The sequence below is a fragment of the candidate division WOR-3 bacterium genome, from assembly GCA_016926475.1.
Classification (GTDB): Bacteria; SDB-A; SDB-A; order SDB-A; family SDB-A; genus JAFGIG01.
Window position 1 is genome coordinate 15,052 of the sequence record JAFGON010000027.1, and the last position, 23,398, is coordinate 38,449.

The 23,398-nt window shown below is 45.6% G+C and carries 26 protein-coding genes and 1 riboswitch; of the genes, 20 read left to right on the forward strand and 6 right to left on the reverse strand.

Going from position 1 to position 23,398, the window contains the following annotated elements:
* Window positions 1-8: 8 nt before the first annotated feature.
* Both JXA84_02645 and JXA84_02650 read right to left on the reverse strand, forming a co-directional pair.
* Window positions 9-1,025, reverse strand: coding sequence for a hypothetical protein (locus tag JXA84_02645; GenBank protein MBN1150101.1), 1,017 nt, complete (start codon window positions 1,023-1,025; stop codon window positions 9-11).
* Window positions 1,019-3,163, reverse strand: a complete 2,145-nt coding sequence (locus tag JXA84_02650; protein MBN1150102.1) for a TonB-dependent receptor — start codon at window positions 3,161-3,163, stop codon at window positions 1,019-1,021. Before JXA84_02650 ends, JXA84_02645 begins: the two co-directional genes overlap by 7 nt.
* Window positions 3,164-3,248: 85 nt before the next feature.
* A riboswitch (cobalamin riboswitch) is annotated at window positions 3,249-3,427 on the reverse strand.
* 32 nt (window positions 3,428-3,459) lie between these two features.
* Here JXA84_02650 and JXA84_02655 point away from each other — a divergent pair.
* Genes JXA84_02655 through JXA84_02685 form a run of 7 tightly spaced genes read left to right on the forward strand, consistent with a single transcriptional unit; the run spans window position 3,460 to window position 9,959 of the window.
* Window positions 3,460-4,248 carry a ParA family protein gene (locus JXA84_02655; GenBank protein MBN1150103.1) on the forward strand — a complete coding sequence of 263 codons (789 nt, stop codon included), beginning with the start codon at window positions 3,460-3,462 and terminating at the stop codon, window positions 4,246-4,248.
* On the forward strand, window positions 4,223-5,092 hold the full coding sequence (locus tag JXA84_02660) for a ParB/RepB/Spo0J family partition protein (GenBank protein ID MBN1150104.1): 870 nt from the start codon (window positions 4,223-4,225) through the stop codon (window positions 5,090-5,092). Before JXA84_02655 ends, JXA84_02660 begins: the two co-directional genes overlap by 26 nt.
* 19 nt (window positions 5,093-5,111) lie before the next feature.
* Window positions 5,112-6,179 (forward strand): M42 family peptidase, encoded by a 1,068-nt coding sequence (locus JXA84_02665; protein ID MBN1150105.1) that lies wholly within the window; start codon window positions 5,112-5,114, stop codon window positions 6,177-6,179.
* Window positions 6,180-6,182: 3 nt separating this feature from the next.
* On the forward strand, window positions 6,183-7,211 hold the full coding sequence (locus JXA84_02670; GenBank protein MBN1150106.1) for a M42 family metallopeptidase: 1,029 nt from the start codon (window positions 6,183-6,185) through the stop codon (window positions 7,209-7,211).
* A gap of 16 nt (window positions 7,212-7,227) precedes the next feature.
* The gene (locus JXA84_02675) at window positions 7,228-8,232 is read left to right on the forward strand and encodes a M42 family metallopeptidase (protein MBN1150107.1); all 1,005 of its coding nucleotides are present in this window, start codon (window positions 7,228-7,230) and stop codon (window positions 8,230-8,232) included.
* Window positions 8,233-8,235: 3 nt separating this feature from the next.
* Window positions 8,236-8,970: a ribonuclease PH gene (gene rph, locus JXA84_02680; protein ID MBN1150108.1), complete on the forward strand. Its 735-nt coding sequence runs from the start codon at window positions 8,236-8,238 to the stop codon at window positions 8,968-8,970.
* The gene (locus tag JXA84_02685; GenBank protein ID MBN1150109.1) at window positions 8,964-9,959 is read left to right on the forward strand and encodes an RluA family pseudouridine synthase; all 996 of its coding nucleotides are present in this window, start codon (window positions 8,964-8,966) and stop codon (window positions 9,957-9,959) included. The genes rph and JXA84_02685 overlap by 7 nt, the downstream gene beginning before the upstream one ends.
* Here the strand turns inward: JXA84_02685 and JXA84_02690 are convergent.
* On the reverse strand, window positions 9,941-10,462 hold the full coding sequence (locus JXA84_02690) for a hypothetical protein (GenBank protein ID MBN1150110.1): 522 nt from the start codon (window positions 10,460-10,462) through the stop codon (window positions 9,941-9,943). The two genes, JXA84_02685 and JXA84_02690, sit on opposite strands and share 19 nt — an antisense overlap.
* Complete coding sequence (locus JXA84_02695) at window positions 10,459-10,674, reverse strand: hypothetical protein (GenBank protein MBN1150111.1); 216 nt, start codon at window positions 10,672-10,674, stop codon at window positions 10,459-10,461. The genes JXA84_02690 and JXA84_02695 overlap by 4 nt, the downstream gene beginning before the upstream one ends.
* A gap of 112 nt (window positions 10,675-10,786) precedes the next feature.
* On the opposite strand from JXA84_02695, the gene JXA84_02700 reads away from it, so the two are divergent.
* Window positions 10,787-12,346 carry a response regulator gene (locus JXA84_02700; GenBank protein ID MBN1150112.1) on the forward strand — a complete coding sequence of 520 codons (1,560 nt, stop codon included), beginning with the start codon at window positions 10,787-10,789 and terminating at the stop codon, window positions 12,344-12,346.
* Between the two features lie 3 nt (window positions 12,347-12,349).
* Here JXA84_02700 and JXA84_02705 read toward each other — a convergent pair whose 3' ends face one another.
* Entirely contained in the window at window positions 12,350-12,616 is a 267-nt protein-coding gene (locus JXA84_02705) for a hypothetical protein (GenBank protein ID MBN1150113.1), read from the reverse strand.
* A gap of 15 nt (window positions 12,617-12,631) precedes the next feature.
* Window positions 12,632-13,615, reverse strand: coding sequence for a hypothetical protein (locus JXA84_02710; GenBank protein MBN1150114.1), 984 nt, complete (start codon window positions 13,613-13,615; stop codon window positions 12,632-12,634).
* A 119-nt stretch (window positions 13,616-13,734) separates the two neighbouring features.
* Here JXA84_02710 and JXA84_02715 point away from each other — a divergent pair, with 119 nt between their 5' ends.
* The 12 genes from JXA84_02715 to JXA84_02770 all read left to right on the forward strand — a co-directional run bounded on the left by JXA84_02715 (window position 13,735) and on the right by JXA84_02770 (window position 23,379).
* Window positions 13,735-14,499 carry a DUF4097 family beta strand repeat protein gene (locus JXA84_02715; GenBank protein MBN1150115.1) on the forward strand — a complete coding sequence of 255 codons (765 nt, stop codon included), beginning with the start codon at window positions 13,735-13,737 and terminating at the stop codon, window positions 14,497-14,499.
* A gap of 1 nt (window position 14,500) precedes the next feature.
* The gene (locus JXA84_02720; GenBank protein ID MBN1150116.1) at window positions 14,501-15,493 is read left to right on the forward strand and encodes a hypothetical protein; all 993 of its coding nucleotides are present in this window, start codon (window positions 14,501-14,503) and stop codon (window positions 15,491-15,493) included.
* Window positions 15,490-16,164: a 16S rRNA (cytidine(1402)-2'-O)-methyltransferase gene (gene rsmI, locus JXA84_02725; GenBank protein MBN1150117.1), complete on the forward strand. Its 675-nt coding sequence runs from the start codon at window positions 15,490-15,492 to the stop codon at window positions 16,162-16,164. The genes JXA84_02720 and rsmI overlap by 4 nt, the downstream gene beginning before the upstream one ends.
* Window position 16,165: 1 nt before the next feature.
* Window positions 16,166-16,792, forward strand: a complete 627-nt coding sequence (locus JXA84_02730; GenBank protein MBN1150118.1) for a CDP-alcohol phosphatidyltransferase family protein — start codon at window positions 16,166-16,168, stop codon at window positions 16,790-16,792.
* Entirely contained in the window at window positions 16,785-17,912 is a 1,128-nt protein-coding gene (locus tag JXA84_02735; protein MBN1150119.1) for an inositol-3-phosphate synthase, read from the forward strand. The genes JXA84_02730 and JXA84_02735 overlap by 8 nt, the downstream gene beginning before the upstream one ends.
* Before the next feature lie 8 nt (window positions 17,913-17,920).
* Window positions 17,921-18,535, forward strand: coding sequence for a dTMP kinase (gene tmk / locus JXA84_02740; protein ID MBN1150120.1), 615 nt, complete (start codon window positions 17,921-17,923; stop codon window positions 18,533-18,535).
* A 34-nt stretch (window positions 18,536-18,569) separates the two neighbouring features.
* Window positions 18,570-20,201, forward strand: coding sequence for a S41 family peptidase (locus tag JXA84_02745; GenBank protein ID MBN1150121.1), 1,632 nt, complete (start codon window positions 18,570-18,572; stop codon window positions 20,199-20,201).
* The gene (locus tag JXA84_02750) at window positions 20,194-21,105 is read left to right on the forward strand and encodes a sugar kinase (protein ID MBN1150122.1); all 912 of its coding nucleotides are present in this window, start codon (window positions 20,194-20,196) and stop codon (window positions 21,103-21,105) included. Before JXA84_02745 ends, JXA84_02750 begins: the two co-directional genes overlap by 8 nt.
* Window positions 21,102-21,515 (forward strand): hypothetical protein, encoded by a 414-nt coding sequence (locus JXA84_02755; protein ID MBN1150123.1) that lies wholly within the window; start codon window positions 21,102-21,104, stop codon window positions 21,513-21,515. The genes JXA84_02750 and JXA84_02755 overlap by 4 nt, the downstream gene beginning before the upstream one ends.
* A 1-nt stretch (window position 21,516) precedes the next feature.
* Entirely contained in the window at window positions 21,517-22,149 is a 633-nt protein-coding gene (locus JXA84_02760) for a ribulose-phosphate 3-epimerase (protein MBN1150124.1), read from the forward strand.
* A gap of 148 nt (window positions 22,150-22,297) precedes the next feature.
* On the forward strand, window positions 22,298-23,056 hold the full coding sequence (locus JXA84_02765) for a hypothetical protein (GenBank protein MBN1150125.1): 759 nt from the start codon (window positions 22,298-22,300) through the stop codon (window positions 23,054-23,056).
* Entirely contained in the window at window positions 23,053-23,379 is a 327-nt protein-coding gene (locus JXA84_02770) for a hypothetical protein (protein ID MBN1150126.1), read from the forward strand. The genes JXA84_02765 and JXA84_02770 overlap by 4 nt, the downstream gene beginning before the upstream one ends.
* The last annotated feature ends 19 nt before the right edge of the window (window positions 23,380-23,398 follow it).

Consider the following 23,398-nt stretch of genomic DNA (forward strand, 5'->3'; position numbering starts at 1 on the left):
ACCGTAGCTTACCATGCGACGATTTTCTGAGGACCGTCCCCTATTGCCCACCTCCCTACAATGGAGTCACCCTTTAACTGCACGACGCTGTCGGCTCCGAAAGACGCTACAAAGACGCTCCCATTCCAGTATTCTACGTCCATGACGCCTTCGGGGACAAGTATGGGGTTTGACTGTCCTCTCAAAATTTCACCGCTTGAGCGGTAGAGAAATACGTTTCCATGCCCGCTCCAGCCACCCGCGGCGACATAGACGCTGTCTCCGCCAGCAGAACTGAGCGCTCCCGGAGTACCTTCGATCAAAAAACTGTCTTGGACTGTCAAACTCAGAGGGTCAATGACGTATATTCTACCGTTGGCGGTCACTCCCCAGTCACCTGTGCAGGCAACGTGTATTTCACCGCCTACCCGGGCGAGGTACTGCGGGTTTTTCCCGACCATTATGCTGTCTGTCACCGAGTCCGTTGTCGTGCTTACCACGTAGACATATCCCTGTCCGAAACTATAGTTCGTGTTGTCGAAAGCGGTGCAGGCGACAAAAGCGCGTTGCCCCGAGACAAGAACGCCTTCCGGAGATTTTCCTACCGTAATTCTTTTTTTCACCTCAAAAGGATTTGAGGAGACCACGATCAATTCATTCGACATGAAGCATGAGACGTAAGCCTTGGAACCTTCGCAGTCAATAGAAAATGGGTTGACAGTGGAACCTAAATTCACCGAACCATCGTGGATTATTCCGGCGCTTCCCTTTGAGTATCTGTCCAGCGTCGATGATGTTGAATTGACGACGTAGAGGTATCCTCCCATTGTGTCTGCGTCGTTCGGTACCTGACCGGTTCCGGCCGCGTTAGCTACCACGCTCCAATCCGAAGTTTTTATGAGTGAAACTGTTTCTGCCAGGTTGTTTATTACGGCAAGATAAGTTTCTGTCGGCTGTGTTCCAGGTCCGGTGGGGTCGCTCGTTGATTTCGAGCAGGAAAACGCCCCCAGGGCTAAAACCGCCAATAAAATAATCTTCTTCACCATGTCACACTCACCTCCGTTTTGATTGTCCTGCCCTCGACGGGCATCTGCTCGACGATGTAATACCTCTCGTCGAATATGTTTTCTAAATGCAGTGAAAAACTTAAAACCATTTTTTTTAAATCTATCAAACGTGTAACGTAAATATTCGTTACCCTGTAAGGTTCGAGCGAAGTTCTGGATAAACCGTACGGATCGGTGTTCGCCTCCCTCGTATAGCGCCTTGCGATTTGTCTGAACTCAACTTCAGAAAAAAAGTTTTCCGATTTAAAACCAAAAGCGGCTGAAAACCTGTAGACCGGACGGTAGGTGAGATAGTTTCCGCAGTTTATATCTTTGTCAGTTCTGTTTTTGACGCTCTGCAGAGAAATTCCCGAAGTCAAAAACACTTGCCTGTTAAAATCGAGCCTCGCGTAAAAATCGCAACCCAAACCATCCGCTTTTCCAAGGTTTTGAGGCTGATATTGGCCTTTGAAATTCCTTCTCCAGACTATCATGTCTTCGAGAATGCTATAAAAAGCTCTGGCGGAAAACAAAAAGTTCTGTCCTTTTTTCAAATCAAAATCCAAGTTCAACGTATGGGATTTTTCTGGTTCCAAATATGGGTTCCCAGCGGAATATGCGCTCTCGACGGTGTGAGTCTGGGAAAAATTCGGAAAATAGGCGTTGTGGGAAAACCCTATACCTCCTGACGCGAAAACGGCTCCTGGCTTTGAGAAAACATTCAAGAAAGAAGAATACGTCATCAAGAAATCTTCTTCAGATTCATTTGACGTAAAAACAGGCATTGCTTCAAGTTCAAGCCTCATTCTCGATTCGCCTATAAAATCTGTGAAAACAGCTTTTGCGGATATCGAATGATCGTATCTCTTCGCGTAAACCCGAGGCATTGATTCTCTTAGCAAATCCTCGAAAAAATAGTCCTGCCTCTTGAACATTCCGCTGAACACTATCTCCAATTTGCTTTCGAATTTTCTGGAAAGTGACAGGGAAAGTTCTGTCGAGTTGCTGCCTGTCTTTGAATTTTCCGGAAAAAAATATCCGCTGTCGCTCTGTCCGGGAATCGCCTGTCTTTGGGGACAGAGGTATTGCCTTGAATTCATACCGTGAGAGACCATGGCAACGTAAGAAATATTTCCAAGAGATCCGGTAAGACTCGCCCAAGCCGTGAGGTTTAATTCTGAAAGTCTTGAAAGGGTCATCACGGATCCGTCGGCTTGACCGGGCACACCCCTTTTCCTCCAATTGCTTAACAAAGATATCTCCAACGGAGTTCCGTCTCCTAAAAACAGCTTTACAGCAGAGCCAATTTTTCTCGAATCGTTGTTTTCAACCGCGCCTCCAGGATAACCTTCCGCCGGGTAGCCTCCGTTATAGGACTCGCATGAAAAATCCAAAGAGAGATATCTTTCTTTGAGAAATACATGGGGTAGCGCGTGAATCTGAAGAGAATAGAAATCGAAAGAACCTGCCGAGGTCCTGACTTTATTCTCTTCAGAGTTCGGCTTTTTCAAAAAAATATGCAGCTGACCGCCGGGGTCAGAACCCGCTCCCGGGTTTTTGATAATCACTATTTTTTCGACTGATGAAATGGGGATTGAAGAAACATCGAAATTCCCTGAAGAAGGGTCGTTTATTCTGATTCCGTCGATGTATATCCCAACCCTTCCGGCGGAGGGTCCGCTGAGGTACACGTTCGCATAATCTCCGGGATTCTGTCCCGTTACCGTCACTCCGACTATATCTTCAATCGCTTCCGAAACATTCAGGCTTCCCGACCTTTCCAGCTCTTCCCTTCCTATCACTATGCCGCCGTGATATTCGTCCGGACTGCCGAAAACCGTCATACCGGAGAACTCTATGGGCTCGCAATCCATGAAGATGAAAAGATTCTTAGCCTCGGTCTGCTCGATGGAAATCGTAATTTCAAGGCTCTTGTATCCGAGTCTCTGAAAACGGAGGGAATGAACTCCCGACTGTACATTTTGGGCTGAAAATTCACCGTCTGCACCAGTCAGGCATACAAGATCACCGTCGAGAAAAACCGTCGCCGCGTTCAAGGGAGTGAAATCGGCTGCGTCTTTCACCACTCCATGAACCAAAGCGCCTTCAGCTGAAAGCCTGACGATTGCCGCAAACAAGAAACCTAAAAAAATAAACCCCTCCAGTTCATGGAGAGGTCATGCACAAGCTTTTGTGCCCGCACACGAACCCCCCGTCGTCGCGAATTCAAATTCTTTCGGCGCCAGGTCTTCTGACTCTCGCATCTTCCTCTGGCGAACCTTCCCGGATTGCCCAGTGGTTTTTTCGCCTTCGTCCGCGATCACAGCGGCGGGGACTGTCTCCGTTTATCGGAACTTCCCTTGTCGCCGAAGAATTTTTAAGGCAAAATTAAAACATTTGTGATAATAAATGTCAATGATTAAAGGCGGTTTTTTTGTCTAAAGTAATTTCAATAACCAATCAAAAAGGCGGCGTGGCGAAAACCACAACAGCTGTGAACCTCGGAGCGTCATTAGCAGCCGCGGAAAAGAAGGTTCTGATAATTGACGCAGACCCCCAGGCAAACGCCACTATAGGGCTCGGGGTTGACTCAGCCCTCGCAAAAAACCTCTACGATATATTTTCCGGAAAATACGCCCCACTTGAAACCATAATAAAATTCGACTATCTGCCGGTCTTCCACCTCATACCTTCTTCACAGCACCTATCGGCGATGGAAGTCGAATTGGCCGGGGAAAACGACAGGAACGATTTTCTGAAAGAGGCTTTGAAAGAACTAAGGGACATTTACGACTACATAATACTCGACACCCCTCCGACCCTCGGTATTTTGACAGTCAACGCCCTTGCCGCCGCCGACAGCATTTTAATAACAATGCAGCCGGAATTTTACGCTTTAGACGGATTGAGCAAATTGATGAGGACTTACCAGCTCATCAACCGCGAGCTCAACCCTTCGCTGGCTATAGAAGGCATTATTTTCACCCTCGTCGACCCGAGGTTGAAACTGGTCAAAGAAATAATGGACGAGGTAAGGGAACATTTCCCGGAACTCGTGTTTTCAACCTATGTTGCGAGAAACATAAGGCTCGCGGAAGCTCCGAGTTTCGGCAAACCGATTCTCCTGTACGACGCCGAATCTACAGGGGCTAAAAACTATGTCTCTCTCGCTTTGGAGTTTTTAAAAAGAGAAAGGCTTGAATATGAAAAAAAGACTTGGTAAAGGTTTTGACGCCCTTATAGGATCCGCAACTTCTCTCAAGACTTCAGAAGACGAACTCGTCGAGTTAGACGTAAACATTTTAAAAAAAGGAAAGTTTCAGCCCCGGACTTATTTCGACGACGAAGCTCTTGAAGAACTTTCAAAGTCAATAAAAACGGACGGTATAATCGAGCCTCTCATTGTGCGTCATTCATCCGACGGCGCTTACGAGATAATATGCGGCGAGAGAAGATTTGAAGCCGCGAAAAAAATTGGCTTGAAAAAAGTACCGGCAATCGTGAAAGACGTCCCGGATTTGAAGGCGCTTGAAATATCGATGATTGAAAACCTCCAGAGAGAGAACCTCAATCCAATCGAAGAAGCAGAGGGCTACCACATAATGGCTAACAAATTTCACCTAAGCCAGCAAGACATATCTCAAAGAGTCGGCAAGAGCAGGTCTACTGTTGCAAACTCAATGCGGCTCCTCGATCTTCCGGAAGAGGTCAAACTGCTCGTCAGAAAATCCGGCATATCAGCAGGTCACGCGAGGACGATTCTTTCTCTTAAAGAGAAAAAACTCATGATAGTGGCGGCTCAGAGGATAGTCGATAAGAATCTCTCCGTGCGAGACACAGAAAACTACGTCGAGGAAATAAAGAGAACCCATAAACCTATCAAGAAACAGAAAAAAATTCACTCAAACCCTGAAATATCTTCCATCGAGAGCAAAATGTCCGAAAAAATCGGCAACCCCGTGAAGATAAAAATGTCGGGTAAAAAAGGGCGTATTGTAATAGAATTTTTTTCACACGAAGAACTCAACCAAATAATGGAAAAGTTCGGCGTCACCGAACTTTCATAGCATATTGTCAGGAGGGCTAATGAAAAAAACCGAAGAACGACTTAAAGAATTTTGCGAGATCCCTGGTCCAACCGGTATGGAATCCGCCGTGGCGAAAATGTTCATTGAAAAAGCGAGCTCTTTCTCCGACGAAACATACATTGACCACATTGGGAACGCAGTTGCCGTGAAAAAAGGTAAAGGTAAAAAGAAAATTATGGCCGCCGCCCACATGGACGAAGTGGGGTTAATCGTGACGAAAATACTCAAAGGCGGATTTCTCCGAGTCTATCAAGTAGGAGGGGTTGACAGATCCATTCTGCTGGGACAGGAAGTTGTAATACATTCTTCCGAAGGTGAAATCGAGGGCTTCATAGGCTCCAAGCCGCCTCATCTGATGTCCGGGGAAGAGACCAAAAAGCCACACACATGGGAATCCCTGTTCGTAGACACCGGCTTGGATGAAAAGGAGATACTGTCTAAAATATCGGTTGGTGATTTCATTTCCTACAAAGCGAAAAGCGTCAAGCTACTCTCAGATAATTTTTCATCCAAATCCATCGACAACAGATTCGGCGTCGCCGTTTTGGTGATGGCTCTCGAAAGGCTTTACAGGACTGAAACCGACTGGAGCTTTTACGCGGTAGGTACTGTTCAGGAAGAATGGACAGGGTTGGGCGCGAAGAGCTCTGCTAATATTATTAACCCGGACGTTGCCGTCGCGCTCGACGTCACGCACGGGAACCTGCCGGGTTTAAAGGATTCCGAGACTTTCAATCTCGGAAAAGGCATAACACTCTCTGTAGGGCCCAACATTCACAGGGGGGTTCTGTCCAAAGCGAAAAAAATATGCGAATACGAAGAAATTCCTTTTTCTTGCGAAATAGCTCCTTACGGAACAGGAACGGACGCCTACACTATACAGCTCGTTAAAAACGGCATCCCCTGCATTGTCGTATCCGCTCCCGTCAGATCAATGCATTCGCCGGTGGAAACCATTTCGGGTAAAGACGTGGAACGTGCGTCAAGACTTCTCTCGTCTCTTGTCAAAGAAATTGAAATTTCCGACCTCGACATAGACATTCCGGAAAAAGAGGAAAAGGAGTAGGCAATGTACCTTGAAAAACTTTCAAATTTATGCGGTGTCGCCGGTTATGAGCACAACGTGAGGAAGTTCATTAAAGACACCGTTTCCAAATACGTGTCTTCCGTGGAAACCGACGCCCTGGGGAATCTCATTTGCTTCGTAAAAGGAAAGGACAAATCGCAGAGGCTGCTCATGGCGGCTCACATGGACGAAGTCGGTTTTATCGTCGAGAGCATAGATAAGGACGGTTTTATCCATTTCACTCCGTCAGGGGGCGTAGACCCTCGAGTGCTTCCGGCGAAAAGAGTCCTCATAGGCGATAAATCGATACCCGGCATTATATGCTGGCCTCCGCCTCATTTGATGAAGAAAAAAAACGACTCAGTTCCCTCTGTTTCAACCCTCGTAATTGACATTGGAGCGGAAAATGAAAAGGCGTCCAAGGCGAAAGTTTCCGTAGGAGACTTTTTGACCTTTGACACAAAGTTTGGTTTTTTGACAAAAGACAGAATAAAGGGAAAAGCTTTCGACGACAGAATAGGCTGTTCTCTTTTGATGGACATACTAAAAAAGAAAGAAGAGTATCCTTTTGACCTTTTCGTCGTATTCACTGTTCAGGAAGAAGTTGGACTCAGAGGCGCAGGTGTCTTGGGCGAGAGACTTGACCCTAAAGCGGCGTTAATTCTCGAAGGAACAGGCGCGGCTGACTTTCCTCCCGACGATGACGAAATCGATCTGCCGCAATACCCCTCTCTCGGCAAAGGACCGGTGGTGACGATTTCAGACCGATCGATTTTCGTCGGAAAGAAAATGCTCGACCTCATAGAGAAGACAGCGAAAGAAAACAAGATCAAGTATCAGTTCAAACAACCGCAGGTCGGAGGCACAGACGCGGGAAGAATTCACGTATCGAGAAAAGGAATTCCGAGCGCGATAATCAGCGTCCCGGCGAGATACATTCATTCGCCTGTTTCTATTTCGTCACTTTCCGACTACAGGGAAACTCTCAAGCTGGTCGAAAGTATTATGCCGGTGATAGCAAAATCATTTTAGAAAAGAGGAGATTAAGATGAGAGATATCGCAGAAAAATTCACCCAGGCTTACGGTCCTTCAGGAAGCGAAAACAAAATTCGCAAGCTGATAGAAGAAGAAGTAAAGCAATACGCCGATGAAATAAGAACGGACAGCCTCGGGAACCTGATAGTACGGAAAAAAGGTCCTGGGAAAAAAATTCTCGTAGCGGCGCACATGGACGAAATCGGAGTTATAGTTAACTATATCGACGAAAGGGGTTTCCTGAGGTTCGCCCCGGTGGGAGGTGTTTATCCTCTCATAGCAGTCGGTCAGAGAGTGGTCTTTGAAGACGGCACCCAGGGAGCGGTCGGAAGCGAGACAAGAGACATAACTCCAGGATCGGTCCCTCCACTTTCGAAAATGTTTATTGACATAGGCGCCAAAGACAAAAAAGACGCCGCGGGAAAGATCGAGATTGGCGCTAAAGCGGGTTTTTCCCAGGCTTTCTCGGTCAATGGACAGAGATGGATATCAAAAGCCATGGACGACAGAATAGCTTGCGCTGTAATCGTCGACGCTCTCAAAAAAATCAAGAAACCCGCAAACGATTTGTATTTCGTCTTCACCGTCCAAGAAGAAGTGGGCTTGAGGGGCGCGAAGACTTCAGCTTACGCGATAGATCCGGACCTCGCAATAGCGGTCGATGTCACAGGCACCGGCGACACACCCAAAGGATTCGTCATGTCTGTTGAACTGGGAAAAGGACCCGGTCTAAAAGTGATGGACGCCTCAATCGTCGTCACAGAAAAGATGAAAAAATTCATGAAGAGCACCGCTGAAAAGAGAAACATACCTTTCCAGAATGAAATACTCGTCTACGGAGGAACCGACGCCGGAGCTTTCCACTTGACAAAATCGGGAATTCACTCGGGCTGTATTTCTATTCCGGCGAGATACATTCACTCTCCCAGCGAAATGATAGATTCTCAAGACGCGGAAAACGCTTCCAAATGGCTTGTTTCAATATGTGAAACTGACGCCGCGGCTTCGGGATTTTAAAATATGCAAAGATTTCAAGCCCGGTCATCAGATTCCGCAAGAAAAATTGAAATAATCGCGCCTTATCAAAAAAACGTACCGGGCTCGTGTCTTTGCAAATACGGAGACACTTGGGTCTGCTGTTCGGTCTCGATTTCCGAAGGCGTTCCGGCTTGGCTCAAAGGGAAAGGTCACGGGTGGCTTTCTGCCGAATACGGCATGCTTCCCGGATCATCCCCTCAGAGAGTCAAGAGAGAACGCATGTATTCCAATTCGAGATCTCTGGAAATAGGCAGGCTCATAGGAAGGTCTCTGCGTGCTGCTATTGACGTCAAATCTCTTCCCCAGAATACTTACACCATCGACTGCGACGTCATTCAGGCTGACGGTGGAACAAGAACCGCTTCCATAACCGGTTCGTGGGTCGCGCTTGTCATGGCTGTTGAAAACCAGAAAACTCTGCACAGGCTGAAATCCGATCCGGTTATAAGGCAGATTGGAGCTGTCAGTGCCGGCTTCTGGCAGAACAAGCCGCTCGTCGACCTCGATTATTCCGAAGACAGCTCGGCGGATTTTGACGCGAATTTCGTTTTCACAAAAGACCTTGACATAGTTGAAATACAGTCTTCCGCAGAAGGATACACGATCACAAGAAAAGAATTTTCCTCTCTTTTAGACATGGTCACCAAAGCAATGCCTCCAGTATTCAAGGCTCAGGATGAAGCACTGAACTCTCTCGGCATCCCGCTTAAATGCTAAACGGCAACATCTTCTCCAAAACTGTCGACACCCACAGACAAAAGGTCCGTCTTGATTCATACCTTTCGGCTTCAGGAGCGCCTACTAGCCGATCAAGGCTCAAAAAGCTCATTGAACAAGGGTTTGTTCAAGTCAACGGCGTAAAAATTACCACACCGCATCATTTCGTCAAAAGAGGAGATCTGCTCACCGTGACCTTTCCAAAAGAACCTGTCATGTCGCTCGAACCCCAGGAAATAGAAATAAAAATTGTCTACGAAGACGAAGACATCATTGTCATAGACAAACAACCCGGCATAGTTGTCCACCCAGCCAAAGGCAACAGGGAAGGTACTCTTGTCAATGCTCTGCTGTTTCACTCCTCTCTGACAAAAGCCGGATCAGACGATTACAGGCCAGGGATTGTCCACAGACTCGACAAGGACACCTCCGGTCTCATGGTCACCGCGAAAACAGAAAGTTCCTACAGAAATTTACAGCAACAGATATCGTCAAGGGAGATGAGTAGAGAGTATCTCGCCCTCGTCTGGGGAGAGCCGCAAAAGACCGGTTTTGTCGAAGCACCGATAGGCAGGAGTAGAGTGGACAGAAAAAAAATGGCGGTGACTTCTTACCTTTCTAAAGAAGCGAAAACTCATTTCAAAACCCTGGTCTGCTACGGAGCCGTGTCTTTACTGCTCTGCAGACTTGAAACAGGCAGAACCCACCAGATTAGAGTCCACATGAAGCATATAGGCCATTCTGTCGTTGGAGACAGAGATTACGGCGGAACAAACGTATATCCAAAAGGAGTTTCAGTAAAGTGGTCTTCCCAGATCCAGACCATAAAAAAACTGGCTTCAAGACAGGTGCTTCACGCCGCAAGGCTTTCTTTCAGACACCCAAGGGAAGGGGTGAATGTAAAATTTTTCTCACCCTTCCCCAAAGACCTGTTTCCTGTTTTTCAATTCCTTTCTAAAGAGAGAATCCGCTATTTTTCCTCAACGTAGACGACTGTAACCAGCGTTACGCCTTCTTCGTGGTTTGTAGCTACGGTGACGTTTAAGTCTTCTTGGTTGATCTCAACAAAAAAAGAACCGTCACTCGCCGTCTCACCAAGCACTTCGTATCCACTGAGGTTTTTGTAGTATTCAATGGCTTTTTTGGGGCTGTCTTCTGTTTCGAAAACCAGGGAGTAATGGTCAAATTCGTCGTCTCCGGAGTGCATGACGCTCTTCGGTTTTCCTCCGGGGTATATCAAATCTTCGTGAATGTCGTATTCGTCCAGATCGACTTCGCTTGAATAATGATACGAACCTGTCGAATCTTGTATCGTTATGCTTCCGTCGGAAATATCAACATCATCTCCTGTAATCTCTTCTGTTATCTGTTCGCCGATTTCCTCCCCAACCCGCTCGGAAATCTTTTCTCCAATATCACACGAACCGCAACAGCCATGGATGAACACGACCAAAGTCGCTAAAGGCAGAACAGACGTAAAAAGTTTCTTCATTTCCCCTCCGTTTCAGAATCTTTGGTTGTTTGACTCTTCTTTACCTTTTTCTTCTTTATTATCCCGATCAAGGTAATTATGAACAGATCAAGGCCCAACACCACTAGAGCCACGGGCCAATCCCTTTTAAAACTGAGATAACCAAAGTTGGAAAGCCAAAAAAGAACTCCGGCCAAGATAAGGATAATGCTGAAATTCAAAGCGATTTTCATATCCCCCCCTTTCAAGCACTTTTTTTATATCATAATTGCCCTTTCAAGGCAAAACAAGATCTTGCGCTAGTCTCGTGCAGACTTTAAACTTAATCAAAACGAAAGGAAAAAAATGCCATCAAAATACAAAATTATATGGATTGACGACGAAGTTGAACTCTTTGAACCACACATCAAACTCCTCCAAAAGCAAAACTACGGAGTGACAACCGCCAACAACGGTCACGACGCGGTTTCAATGATTGAAAGGGAATCTTTCGATTTGGTGTTTCTCGACGTTATGATGCCCGGAAAAGACGGCATAAGCGTTTTAGACGACATAAAAAGCCTTAAACCCGCCCTTCCGGTCGTAATGATAACGAAGAGCGAAGATGAAATAACCGTGGACGAGAGCATTGCCCTCAAGGCAGATGATTATGTCGTAAAGCCTGTTCATCCGAGCCAGCTCATAGCAGTCTGCAAAAAGTTCCTCGAAAGATCCAGGCTTATGGACACGAGAATTCCACCGAGATACACCGAAGAGCTCAAGACTCTTAAATCGCAGATCGAAAGCGAAGACCCTTTGGTATGGATAGAAGTCACGAAAAAAATCAACGCCTGGACGCTGAGACTTCTGGAAAGTTCCGATTCTCTTTTGCGTGAAATACATTCCGATATAAGAAAAGAGGCGAATATCGGGCTGTCTTCATTTTTCCAAAAAAACTACAAAGACATGATAAACCAAGACACCTTTTCCGTGATGTCGCACACATTTATGAGGAATGTCCTTTTACCCGTCTTGGAGGATCCTTCTCCTCTGCTTCTGATAATAATTGACTGTATGAGATCTGACCAGTGGAAGGAAATTTCAAAATTCCTCGAAAAATATTTTTCCATCAGCACAAGCCATTATTTTTCCATCCTGCCTTCGGCGACTCCTTATTCAAGAAACTCGCTTTTCTCCGGCATGACTCCGCAGGAGACAGTCCTGAAATTTCCTGAATTTTTGAAAATACTAGAACAGCCTCACCAGAACAAATTCGAAAAAGATTTCCTCCTCTCTTTTTTCAGAGACGTCAGGGGGTTTAAGGACCAAGACATTTCATACAAAAAAATCCTCAACAAAAATGGAGAAATCAATTTCCTGTCTGAAATTCAGAAAACAGTAAAAACCAAATTTTCAGCGGTCGTTGTAGATTTTGTCGATATTTTATCCCATTCGATTTCGCGTAATCCGATACTCGAAGAAATGATTCCGGACGAAACCGCCCTTAAGAGTGCCGCTATTACCTGGTTCGAAAACTCCCCTCTTATGCAGGCAATGATAAAAGCCGGTGAACTAGGCGCCACAATAGTAGTCACGACCGACCACGGTTCAATTCAGGTTAAGTCTCCTTCGATACTCAAAAACGCACAGGGCGAAGTATCTTCGAACTTGAGGTACAAATACGGAGAAAAGCTAGGGGTTATTGACAAACACAGAGAAAGAGCAGTAGTAATAACAGACCCCTATTCCTGGGGGCTTCCTTCACACAGGAAAAATTCAAATTACGTGATCGCTGTTCATGATTCATTTCTCGTCTATCCCACAAACCCCGAACAATATACAAAAGACTACATGAACACTTTTCAACATGGCGGAATTTCAACGGACGAAATTATAATCCCCTACGCAGTTATGAAACCCCGGTGAGTCCTATTTGCTTTGAGTGACTTTTAAAATTGATCCCTGATCATCGATCGTCACCCTTGTTATTTTCTGGTTTTCTTCGTCTCCCAAAGAAATCTTGGTCATGAACGTGAAAACCTTCATCTTTCCGGGTTTTCCCTTCGGAAGTCCTATTCCGAGTTTTTTGTTGAGCTGGATATCCGGGGTAGCATCTATTTCCTTGACTTCGTGCTCCGAATCAGAAAGCTCCGGCATTTTGTTGAGGATCCTTTTCAGCAATTCACTGTTTTTCATCCGAATAACGCTCCTTCACAAGACATACTTTTCTCCAGCCATGCCGTAGGCGACAAATTGCAAAAGAGTTTTTTTGTCGTCTTCGTCGAGATAGCCCTGGGTTCTAATCATTTTCCTCGAAAAATCGGTTTTTGCGTTTTTTAGTGATTGAGCCAGAGGAATTTCTTTCATGAAATACTGCAGAAAATATTTCACTATGAGATCCGCTTCTTGGTTCGGTGGCTGTTTAGGTCCATAAGAAATTGTCGTGGAGCCGACGTAAGCTCTTGCGCCTTTTTTCAGAAATGCCATGGGCATACTGTCTTTATGACCCCTTTTATCCGTGAGAGCTCCATAGCAAGCTTCGGTTGCAACTACGCTGTTTTCAGCTCCCGTGATGTCTGAAGAACTCATGAGAACAGGATAATAAGATGCTTCTTGTCCATACCAGAGATTTGTTTTTTTGTCTCCATGGACGTTGAAATACAGAAGAGCCTCGCTCGAAGACACAATTTCTCTCTCCAAATCTCCTCTTTCCACAGGTGGGGAAAGGACAAGCGGATTGCCGCTGTCGACCGTTTTGTAAACCTCCAGGGAAGCTTTCTCCCATTCTTTGGCTGAAACGCCTCTCTTGTCGCCTATCTCTAAATGCTTTCGCTCTTTCTCAATGAATTTGACAATAAAATCAGCGTCTTTTTCATCCGAGGGTATCCTCGATACGGGGAAATCCGGCACGAGAAATTCCCCGTCCCTGCATCCGTATGGATTGTCAGAAAGGACATGGCTGTCGGAATCTGTAGCGGGGTTTTCAATCCTGAAAAAAGGGATACAGCCGTCGTTCCCCAACAAAGTCACACTGTCGAAAAATGGCATAATATTTTCGATTATGCCCGTTCTCAGTTCTTGGCAGGAAAAATCCTCTTTCGCCGAGATGTCTTCGGCCTTGAATACTTCTCCGCGAAGCCGTATCGCCTTCAACAGACTATCCACGTCCGTGCCTGCAGCTTTTAATCTCTGCAAAGGGATAATAAATGCTGTCTTCACTTTATTTTAATCCGATAAGAGGTTATAATGAAAGATACAATTGATTGCGAAAAGAGTAAATAGTTGAGTTTGTAAATCATAAAGGAGCAAGTTCGATGAAGAGAATCCTCTGCGGAGTTCTTCTGTGGTTTTTGGTTTTCTCCGGAAGATCAACCCCCCTATCCGACGGCGCCGAGAACATTGACAGAAAATATTTCGACGATTATTTTCCTTCCATCTTTCTCAGCACTGAATCCGGAAACATACATATAGTTAGCGACGATACGCTATTCGTTGAAATCGTCAAGACAATCCGAAACATAAATCCTGATTCCGCTCTTGTACTTTTAGATTACGCCGAAATCGAATTTGACACCTCCGAAGGAAAGCTTTCTTACTCGTTCTCGGGAACTTCAGAAGGTTTTCCCGAAGACGTGAGCTGCCAGGTAAGTTTTATTTGCCACGTCCTTCCCAGCACTGAAATCCACGCTTTTTCCGGATCGGGAAACATAGATATTCACGAGATTTTCTCCAAAGTTTTCTGCAACGTCGAAAACGGAAATATTAACATGGCTGGCGGAAATGGAACAGTCGAACTCAAGTTGGGAAAAGGCAACATAAATCTAAGGTGGAGCATGAGAAACACCGACGCCCTTCTGATAGAATCCGGCCAAGGAAACATAACCGTTTTACTGCCCTTGTCTCTTTGCGCTGATTTATCGGTGAAACTCGCTCAGGGAAATTTCACGATATCCGGTTTTGAACAAATCCTCCAGAACTCCTCAACCGAACAAGGTCTTTACACCTTTACGCTGAGAGACGGAGGGACAAAGGTAGATATAACGAACAACCAGGGAAACATTACTATCTTAGGATACTGAGTTGAAATTCCCCAAGGGCAATCTAATAATAGAAAACACCAAGTTGAGTTTTGTGGATTTCGACAAAGTTCTAAATGCTTCCAAACAGGAGAGAGCCTATAAAATATCAGGTTACATTTCAATAATTTACCCTGAATCGATAGATCTGCTCCTCGTAAAAAACGGGGAACCTTACAACGCTATAACGTTTTCCCATGAAAAAAAATCCGTCATAGGCATCTCGGAAGTAGTCGACAGGGCGAAAAAATCCATGATGGGAATAGTAAATTTTTACGAGGTACCCGAAGAACTCCTGCTTTTCATTCTGATATCCGCGACGAGAAAACCCGTATTCAGCGCTATCGGCTGGGAGAAGGTGGAAAAGATAATCAGCAACAAAGAGACGTTGATCTCGAAGTTTTTCTCCATAAATTTCACCGGTTTTCTCGAATACGCCTTCGACATCGAGCATAATTATCTGAAAATCATAAACGGCGAAATAGTAAAAGGCTACTATGCCTCGAAGACATCGACCCAGTCAAGCTGGCCGGAATTCATCATTCAGTTAGAGGAAAATTTCAAAAACAAAAAAGGCAACATCCGAATAGAGGGATACCTCTGCAAGACAGACGACAAGGAAGTTCAAGCCTCACCCGCCCAGATAGCACTTTTTTTCAGCTCCATAAACAGCACTTTCTCGAAATTTTCGGATATCCTCGGGAAGACGATAGTGGTTAACACCGCTGAGACAAGTTACAACAGGGTGAAAGAGCAATTTTCTTTCATGGATTCGACAACCTTCGAAAACATTACAATTGAAGGTTCAATCGTCACCACTCCAAAAGAATTGGTCAGGGCTTTCGTGGTGTGGTTCGACTTGGTAAAAACCTCTTTTTCCTCCATAATCGGGGACATTGAAACTGAAAACATAATCCAGCAAGCCATCCACGAATACAGGTTCGCTCTTAAATCCATCGGGTTTTTCGAAAAAAGTTCTCTGGCTTTCAAAGAATGAACCGCGGTTCTCTTTACGTAGTCTCCACTCCCATCGGCAATTTGGAAGACATTACTTACAGAGCCGTAAGGATTCTGTCTGAAGTCGACATTGTAGCCTGCGAGGACACTCGCAGGACATCTATTTTGCTGAATCACTATGGAATAAGAAAAAAACTCGTATCCTTCAACGAGGAAAATAAAAATTACAGAACAGAAAAATTGATTTTGTATATGTCAGAATCCAAGTCGGTGGCTTTAGTCAGCGACGCCGGAACCCCGGTTGTCTCCGATCCCGGATACTCTCTCGTAAGGAGATGTTCCGAAGAGGGAATAAGAATCATACCTGTACCCGGACCTTCAAGCGTGACTGCGGCGTTGTGCGTCTCTGGATTCCGAGCGGAAGAATTCATGTTTTTCGGTTTCCTTCCACGAAAGAAATCCAAGAGAGAGAAAAAAATACTTGCGATTTCTGAATCGAGTGTCCCTTCGGTTATTTTTGAATCTCCGATGAGAATCTCCAAAACCTTGGATGAAATAGCCCAAAGGTTCCCGGAAAGGGAAATATTCATAGCCAGAGAGATGACAAAAATAAACGAAGAGCTTCTGCTTGGAAAACCCTGGGATATCGCCCAAAAATTTTCAAACCACGTGGTCAAAGGCGAAATAGTCCTTGTAATCGGAGGAAAGTAATTTGATAACGAAAAACACGGCCGAAAGTTTCAGAAAAGTGGTGAGACCGGTGGTCTCTCTTATGAAGTTTCTGCATTTGACACCGGACTCGCTGACAATCATAGGGCTTTTGATGACAGCTGTTTCAGCTTTCTTTATCGCCAGTGGCAATTTTCTGTTTGGCGGAATAATGCTTCTTTTTTCAGGCCTTTTCGACACGCTGGACGGTGAACTCGCCAGAGCGACTTCAAGAGTTTCTACAAGAGGCGCTTTTCTCGATTCGGCGGTCGACCGACTGGGCGAATTCATCACTCTGGGTTCGTTCGCTTACTGGTCTTTGTACACCGAACCTTTTTATTTCACGGCTTCACCTACCGATAAAAATTCTTTTATTTTGATTCTATTTGGTGTATTATTTGGCTCATTGCTGACAAGTTACCTCAGAGCGAGAGCGGAAGGTCTTGAAAACGACGCGAAAAATGCTTTTTTCGCCAGACCGGAAAGGGTTATTTTCACGGCGTTGATAGCTATTATCGGAAAAAAGACCATTTTCTGGGGAATGGCAGTTTTTTTGTTTTTAGTCGGGATCACTTGCATTCAAAGGTTTTATTCAATATGGAGGAATTTTTCAGGAGGTAAAAATGGCTGATAAGAAAGTCAGGGTCGGAATCATAGGAGTCGGGAACTGCGCTTCTTCACTGGTGCAAGGTGTTTATTATTATAGAAACACCCGGGAAAAAGATTCTGTACCTGGGATTATGCACGTAAATCTAGGCGGATACCACATAAGAGACATTGAATTTTCCTGCGCTTTCGACGTAGTTGAAGGCAAAGTTGGAAAAGACCTTTCTCAGGCTATATTCTCATTTCCCAACAACACTTACAAGTTCACCGACGTCCCCAACCTCGGAGTCAAAGTACACAGGGGAATGACCCATGACGGAATAGGAAAATATCTGAAAGACATGATCAAAAAGGCGCCAGGTCCTTCAGACGATGTCTTGAAAATCATCAAAGACACGGGAACAGACGTAGTCATCAACTACCTGCCCGTCGGGTCCGAAGAAGCCACAAAATGGTACGTAGAGCAGATTCTCGCGGCAGGCGCTGGAATGGTCAACGCAATACCGGTCTTCATAGCTACTTCCGAATACTGGTCTAAAAGATTCGTGGAAGCCGGACAGCCGATTATAGGCGACGACATAAAAAGCCAGGTCGGCGCAACAATAACGCACAGAATTCTCACTCAGCTGTTTATCGACAGAGCGGTTAAACTTGAAAAGACATACCAGCTCAACGTCGGCGGAAATACTGACTTTCTCAACATGCTCGAGAGAGAAAGGCTCGAATCCAAAAAAATTTCAAAGACCCAAGCCGTAACTTCCCTGTTGCCTTTCAAGATGAACGAAGAAGATATCCACATCGGACCTTCAGACTACATACCTTGGCTGAAAGACAGGAAATGGTGCTATATCAGGATGGAAGGCAAGACTTTCGGCGACGTCCCTCTCAACCTCGAGGCCAAACTGGAAGTATGGGACTCCCCAAATTCCGCCGGAGTCGTCATAGACGCGGTGAGGTGCATCAAACTCGCCAAAGACAACGGAATAGCCGGACCTCTGACTGAACCGGCCTCTTATTTCATGAAATCTCCTCCGAAGCAGTATCCTGACAGTATATGCAGAGATAAAACTGAGGATTTTATAAGGAAATATTCAGATAAAACCAACAAGGACAAAAAACCGGAAAAGCGCTCCGGCAAAAAATAACTTTTCAAATGCCTCTCTTTATATCTTTCGAAGGCGTCGAAGGCAGCGGAAAAACGACGCAGATATTGATGTTGAAATCTTATTTCGAAGGCAGCGACAATCTCTGCACGGTCACAAAAGAACCCGGGGGAACGGAAGTCGGCTCAAAAATCCGTGACATACTTCTGCAGAACAAATTTGACGTATCGAACTACACCGAACTTTTTTTGTACATCGCCAGCAGAGTAGAAAACACCGAGAAAGTCATCATCCCTTCCCTAAAAGCCGGAAGGATTGTCATATCCGACAGGTACGCCGACTCGACGGTGGCTTACCAAGTTTACGGACGCGGACTGCCAGAAGCCCTCATTGACGACCTCAACATGATCGCGACGAGAGGCATTAACCCTAACTTGACTTTTCTGCTGGACTTCGACCCCGGAAGCGGTCTGGAAAGAAAAGGTCTGAAAAAAGACAGGATTGAGAAAGAAAATATAGATTTTCACATTAGGGTGCGCGGTGGTTACAAAACCTTGGCTAGAAAACATTCCGACAGGATAGTGGTGGTGGACGCAAATCTTCAACCAGAGGAAATACACAGGTTGATAGTAAAAACTATCCATAAGAAATTTCCAAATTTTTAAAATGACAACCACAGGAAATTCAAGGGGGATTCATATGTCGCGAAAACAGCTTTTTATTATCATTTTTGTATGTTCTCTTCTGAGTTCTTTCGCGGGAGCTACTTTCGGCATCTTTGCCAGAACGCACACTTCTCCTCCGGGAAACATCAGAGAAGACCTTGAATACTTTTCACAATCCCTGGACATGATACTTTCAAATTACGTTATAGACGTCCAGTCGAGAGACCTCATAGAGTCTTCCGTCAAGGGCATGCTCGACGTGCTCGACCCTTACAGCGTGTATTACGATTCGGTTGAGTACGCGAGAATGCAGGAAAACACCTCTGGAAATTTCGGCGGTCTCGGCATAGAGATAGGCCTCAGAGGAGAAGTCCTGACTGTGATAGCGCCTATGGACAACACCCCAGCCGAGAGAGCCGGGTTGTTAGCCGGCGATCAGATTCTAGAGATCAACGGAGAAAAGACAGAGGGGATAACTGTAGACGAAGCGGTGAATAAACTGAGAGGAATACCCGGAACTGAGGTCGAGGTCAAAATACTTCACCCAGGGCAGACAGAACCCGTCGACATAACAATCGTCAGGGAAATCATCCACCTCAAATCGGTTCCTTACTCAGAAATAATAAAAGGAACAGATATCGGTTACATCAAGCTCTCAAATTTTTACAACGACGCGGGTTTGGAAGTCTCCGACGCTGTTCGGGATTTGATGGAAAGAGGAGCAAAAAAATTCATCCTCGACCTCAGGGGAAACCCCGGAGGGTTGCTCAGAGAGGCGATTGTCATTTCCAACGTGTTTTTGCCGAAAGGGGCGACTGTGGTTGTCACCAAGGGAAGAATCGGAAGCGACAGGTTTTTCTCTCAGAACGAGCCCTTGGCTTTAAACGCGCCTTTGATTGTTCTTGTCAACTTCAGCAGCGCTTCAGCTTCGGAAATTGTCGCCGGCGCAATTCAAGACCACGATAGAGGGCTGATTATTGGCTCCAGGACTTATGGAAAAGGCTCCGTTCAGAACATTTTCCCTCTTGACCGGGGTGTTAGGGGAGCGATAAAACTGACCACAAGCAGATACTATACTCCATCGGGCAGGCTTATAGACGCAGGACATTCAAGGACGAGACAGCAAGTTGAAGACAACGTCTCCCTCGCAGATTCAGGCCCTTACACGACTTTGGGTTCTCTGAAAAGAGAAGTATGGGGAGGAGGCGGGATATACCCTGACTTCCTTTACTACGCTTCCCTTTTGACCGACGATGAAATCGCCCTTTCCACAAAAGGAGTTTATTTCACTTACGCCACCGAGTATTCACTCGAGCATTCCTCTCTTGGAGTTGATTTTGTCCTCACGGAAAAGGACATGGAAGATTTTTACGCTCTATCGGCGGACTCAGGCATATACATTGACGAGACGACGCCGGAAAATGTACGCAAAAACATTATTTCCCATCTCAGGGTGACAATAGCGACTTCTTTGTTCGGACCGGATAGCAGATACTACGAAGCTCTGAAATCTGACGAACAGGTCTCATTAGCTGTCAGGCTTCTTGAGCAGTCAAGCCAACCCATGGACATATTCGATGTGGCAGAGGATCATCTTGACTGGCAGTTCATTGACGAAAAAGCGCTCGCTTACGAAGACAGTATCAGGGCAATTATAGATGAATGAAATCCTCGCTGTCGGTTCAGTCGCACTCGACACCATTGAAAACAGCAAGGGAAAATTCAAGGACATCCCAGGGGGCTCACTTTCTTATTTTGTAAGCTCAGCCGCTCTTTACGTAAAGGTGATCCCCCTCGGAATAGTGGGAGACGACTTTCCCCCCTTTTCGGAAGCATGGGGCGGCGGCAGGAAAATTGACGGGTCCAACTTCTCTATCGCCAGGGGGAGAACTTTCCGCTGGTGGGGAAAATACGACGAGGATCTCGATTTCAGACAGACCCTTTACACCGACCTCGGAGTTTTTGAAAACTTCAAGCCCCTGCTGACGTCATCAGCTAAAAAAGCGCCCTACGTATTTCTTGGCAACATATCCCCGGAATTACAGCTTGAAGTGATCTCCCAGACAAATAAAACATCTTTCAAAGCCCTCGACACCATGAATTACTGGATAGACGGATTTCGCGACGCCCTTATGGAAGCTGTATCAAAGGTCGATCTTCTCATAATAAACGACCAGGAACTGGTTCATCTGACAGGTAAACAATCCGAAATATCGGCTTTGATGGATTTGTTCGACATCGGGCTTAAATACGTTGTCTTAAAAAGGGGAAAACACGGAGCTCTGGTCTTTTCAAAAGAAAATTTTAAAAACTGCGGAATATACGAACACGCTCAGGTCGTCGACACCACCGGCGCTGGAGATTGTTTCGCCGGCGGTCTGATGGGTTATTTGGCTTCGACCACAATAAGATGCGAAATCGATACCCCCGTAGGTTGGAAAAACATGAAGTCATCTCTAAAAAGGGGCGCGGCAGCAGCGTCTTTCGCCATAGAGGGTTTCGGCTTGTCTTCGCTTATTAAGGCGAAAAAGAAGGACATTGAAGCGAGAACCAGGGAAATAAAAAAATGAAATATCCCAGGGAGTTCTCGCTGGTTCTCAGGCTTGCCGGCGTAGCCTTTCTCCTCATATTCCTTCTCTCGGGAACTTTTCAACTGACTCCAAACCTTAAAAACCGTCTGATCAGGACAGCTGTCATCGCGCTGTCCGTCATCGCACTGAGGTACGCTGAAGAAAAGAAAAAAGGCGAAAAAGCATTTTGGGTTCTCGTATTTTTCGCGCTGCTTTTTGCAGGAATCTTCAACGCATTTTTCCAGTTTCTGACTGTATGCGCTGTAGTGTCGGTTGTTTGCCTGATACTCTTTGTCTTTCTGGCGACAGTTAAAATTCTTTTAATATACAGAATCGGGAGAAAACGCCGGGCTGAACTCTTTTTTTACCCGTCTCTGGGCATTCTCTCTTTTTTATCCCTGGCGGCATAAGATGATCAGAGTAGGCGCTTCTCTTATTTCTTCAGATCTTCTCGATCTCGGAAATGTCATAAAAAATCTCGAAACCTCCGGAGTCGATTTTTTCCATTTCGACGTCATGGATGGGCATTTCGTTCCGAACCTGACTTTTGGACCGGACCTCGCATGCCAGATCAAAAATTTCACAGATCTTCCTCTCGACGTCCACCTCATGACCGACCGCCCCGAAGAAACAGCCCAATGGTTTCTCAGGTGCCATCCAGACTACATTTCCTGGCACGTCGAAATCGAGGCTGCCCACGAGCGCATATCCTCTATGTTGAGAAAAAACTCGATTCGCCCAGGAATGGCGATAAACCCCGGGACACCTGTTGACAAGATTTTCCCTTTTCTGCACCTTTTAGATTTTGTCCTTATTATGAGCGTCAACCCCGGATTTGGAGGTCAAAAATTCATCGACAAAGCCGCTGAAAAGGCTTTGGAGATAACAAAAAAGAAAAGAATCGAATTATTCATAGACGGAGGAATAAACGACAAAACCGCACCCATCGCAAAAAAATTCGGTATAGAAAACCTCGTCTCGGGCTCGTACCTCGTCAAATCAGCGGACATCTCCCAAAGTTTAGAAAAGCTGAAGTCCTGCTGAAGACATTCAGACTCCCAAACGCACTTTTTTTGTGCAATTTTATATGACTCCGATCCAATAATTTTCTGTACAGTGCGCAAATTCATATCATAGAGCAGGTTGTTCTATTTGGCATGATATATGCAAACATCATTTTTGGAGGAAAAATATGAAGAAAATGTATATGCTGCCAGTTCTAGCGCTTTTGTCAATGGGCTGTAGTCAAAGGCCGTCTATGGTTCAAAACGCTTTCACCGTGACGGGAGACGGCGAAATACGTTTGTACTGGGATCCAAACACGGAATCAGACATCGATTTTTACAGGATTTACAGGTCATACACCCAGTCAGGATTTTACGAATTGATCGCAGAAACCCCTTTTGAATGTTTTATAGACTATGCCGTATCAAACGGCGTCACATATTTTTACGCCGTCTCCGCGGTAAATGGATACGGTGAAGAAGGACCTCTGACAAACTACCTGATATACGACACACCCAGGCCGGAGGGTTATTATGCTTCTATTCTCGACATCTACCTGGACCCTTCTCTCGCCGGCTGGGATTTCTCGTCTTATTCAGTGTGCGACGCGCAATCAGTTGTATGCGACATCTACTACGAGGTCTACAACGGACAAGGCTACATAGTCTGCGCAGACCTCAACACAGACATTCAAGATATGGGCTGGGTCCGCTGTTTCGATGAAATCTCTTACGCTCCGACGCAGGGTTGGTCTCCTACCGGAGATGCCGTCGCAATACCCAACCACGTCTACATAATATGGACGAGAACCGACAACTACGCCAAAATATTCGTCCGCGAAACAAACGGCGACGAAATTGTTTTCGACTGGGCTTACCAGCTCGAACCAGGAAACAGAGAACTCGGAATAAATCCGGATGTGTATACCTCGCGGGAAACAAAATGAAAATATTTGTGATTTTTATGTTCCTGACCCTCCTACTTCCTCGCCCGTCTCTCTTGTCCCTCGGAGAGACGGGCCATGAGGGATTTTTTGGTCCTTCTCCGGTTATGCCGCCCACGCAGGTAAACAGCCCCGGATCGTTAAAAGGGGCTAAAACCGTCCAGAATTCAATGTCCATAAAACTTCTGGTTTCGGTCATCCTGAAGTTCGACTTTTTCTGGGACGAAAACAACGACGGAGAGGCATATATACCTGTCTCGACAATAGAACCAAACCGTCTGTTTCAAAAATATTTAAAAGGCAAATCCCCAACAGACCCTTTATAAGCCTTTCAATCTGAATCTG